The 2500-nt window shown below is 47.3% G+C and carries 2 rRNA genes (1 of these 2 cut by a window edge); both read right to left on the bottom strand.

What is annotated here, in order from left to right:
- Nucleotides 1–62: 62 nt before the first annotated feature.
- Nucleotides 63–169 (bottom strand): 5S ribosomal RNA (gene rrf / locus V6251_RS15040).
- A 102-nt stretch (nt 170–271) separates the two neighbouring features.
- Nucleotides 272–2500: ribosomal RNA gene (locus V6251_RS15045) — 23S ribosomal RNA — on the bottom strand (it continues 590 nt past the right edge of the window).

A 2500-nucleotide genomic window follows, 5' to 3' on the forward strand; every position in this document is an offset into this window, starting at 1 on the left:
TGATTACTTTAATTTTTGGGCACAAAAAAAACCCTTCATAAATAAATATGAAGGGTTCTCTAAAAAGGCGACGACCTACTCTCCCACAATGCAGTACCATCGGCGCAAATGGGCTTAACTTCTCTGTTCGGAATGGTAAGAGGTGAGCCCCATCGCTATAATCACCTTAAATCTTTCGGTGTATGTAGTATTAACTACTTAACCGTATATAATAACATATTGAAAAAATGATTCATGAAAATTTTGTATTGAACTTTATAAAAAACAGGCGTACAATAAGCCTATGGGTTATTAGTATCACTCGGCTATGACATTACTGCCTTTACACCTATGACCTATCAACGTAGTCATCTCCTACGACCCTTTAAAGAAATCTCATCTTGTGGTGGGTTTCGCGCTTATATGCTTTCAGCGCTTATCCCTTCCCAACGTAGCTACTCTGCAATGCTCCTGGCGGAACAACAGATACACCAGAGGTTAGTCCAACTCGGTCCTCTCGTACTAGAGTCAGATCCACTCAAATTTCTAACGCCCACTGTAGATAGAGACCGAACTGTCTCACGACGTTCTGAACCCAGCTCGCGTGCCACTTTAATGGGCGAACAGCCCAACCCTTGGGACCTTCTCCAGCCCCAGGATGTGACGAGCCGACATCGAGGTGCCAAACCCCCCCGTCGATATGAGCTCTTGGGGGAGATCAGCCTGTTATCCCCGGCGTACCTTTTATCCTTTGAGCGATGGCCCTTCCATACGGAACCACCGGATCACTATGCTCTACTTTCGTACCTGATCGACTTGTAGGTCTCTCAGTCAAGCTCCCTTATGCCATTGCACTCTACGCACGGTTACCAAGCGTGCTGAGGGAACCTTTAGAAGCCTCCGTTACTCTTTTGGAGGCGACCACCCCAGTCAAACTACCCACCAAGCACTGTCCCTTCATTGAAGGTTAGACTCTAGACAAGCAAAGGGTGGTATTTCAACAATGACTCCACAACGCCTAGCGACGCCGCTTCAAAGTCTCCCACCTATCCTACACATTACTTATCCAAAACCAATACTAAGCTATAGTAAAGGTGCACGGGGTCTTTTCGTCCCACAGCGGGTAATCGGCATCTTCACCGATACTACAATTTCACCGAGCTCATGGCTGAGACAGTGTCCAGATCGTTGCACCATTCGTGCAGGTCGGAACTTACCCGACAAGGAATTTCGCTACCTTAGGACCGTTATAGTTACGGCCGCCGTTTACTGGGGCTTCATTTTAGATCTTCGCCGAAGCTAAACCCTCCACTTAACCTTCCAGCACCGGGCAGGTGTCAGGCCATATACGTCATCTTTCAATTTAGCATAGCCCTGTGTTTTTGATAAACAGTCGCCTGGACCTTTTCACTGCGGCCACCCCGAAGGGTGGCGACCTTTCTCCCGAAGTTACAGGTCTATTTTGCCTAGTTCCTTAGCCATGAATCTCTCGAGCTCCTTAGAATTCTCATCCCAACTACCTGTGTCGGTTTAGGGTACGGGCTGCTTCTCTTGCTTTTCTTGGAAGTCGATTCGCTAGATTATCACCGCGACCGTAGTCTTAGTGTACTATCGAGGTGTTACCACTCTCTTCAACGCACAATTCCGTCTGTGCGCACTAACTTTTCGCCTCCGTCACTTTTAATGAGAGCAGGTACAGGAATATTAACCTGTTGTCCATCCACTACCCCTTTCGGGTTCGCGTTAGGTCCCGACTAACCCTCAGCTGATTAGCATAGCTGAGGAAACCTTAGTCTTTCGGAGTGCGGGTTTCTCGCCCGCATTATCGTTACTTATGCCTACATTTTCTTTTGTAGTTACTCCAGCATGCCTCACAGCACACCTTCAACGCCACTACAATGCTCCCCTACCACTTTTACAAGTCCATAGCTTCGGTAATATGTTTATGCCCGATTATTATCCATGCCGAACCGCTCGACTAGTGAGCTGTTACGCACTCTTTAAATGAATGGCTGCTTCCAAGCCAACATCCTAGCTGTCAAAGCAGTTCAACCTCGTTTTTTCAACTTAACATATATTTTGGGACCTTAGCTGATGGTCTGGGTTCTTTCCCTTTCGGACATGGACCTTAGCACCCATGCCCTCACTGCTGATTAACATTTTATAGCATTCGGAGTTTGTCAGGAATTGGTAGGCGGTGAAGCCCCCGCATCCAATCAGTAGCTCTACCTCTATAAAACTATAAATCAACGCTGCACCTAAATGCATTTCGGGGAGTACGAGCTATTTCCGAGTTTGATTGGCCTTTCACCCCTACCCACAGGTCATCCGAAGACTTTTCAACGTCAACCGGTTCGGTCCTCCACTGTATGTTACTACAGCTTCAACCTGCCCATGGGTAGATCACACGGTTTCGCGTCTACCACTACTAACTAAAGCGCCCTATTCAGACTCGCTTTCGCTACGGATCCGTGACTTAATCACTTAACCTTGCTAGCAACGGTAACTCGTAGGCTCATTA

Origin of the sequence: Olleya sp. Ti.3.14 (assembly GCF_038154885.1) — a bacterium.
Classification (GTDB): domain Bacteria; phylum Bacteroidota; class Bacteroidia; order Flavobacteriales; family Flavobacteriaceae; genus Olleya.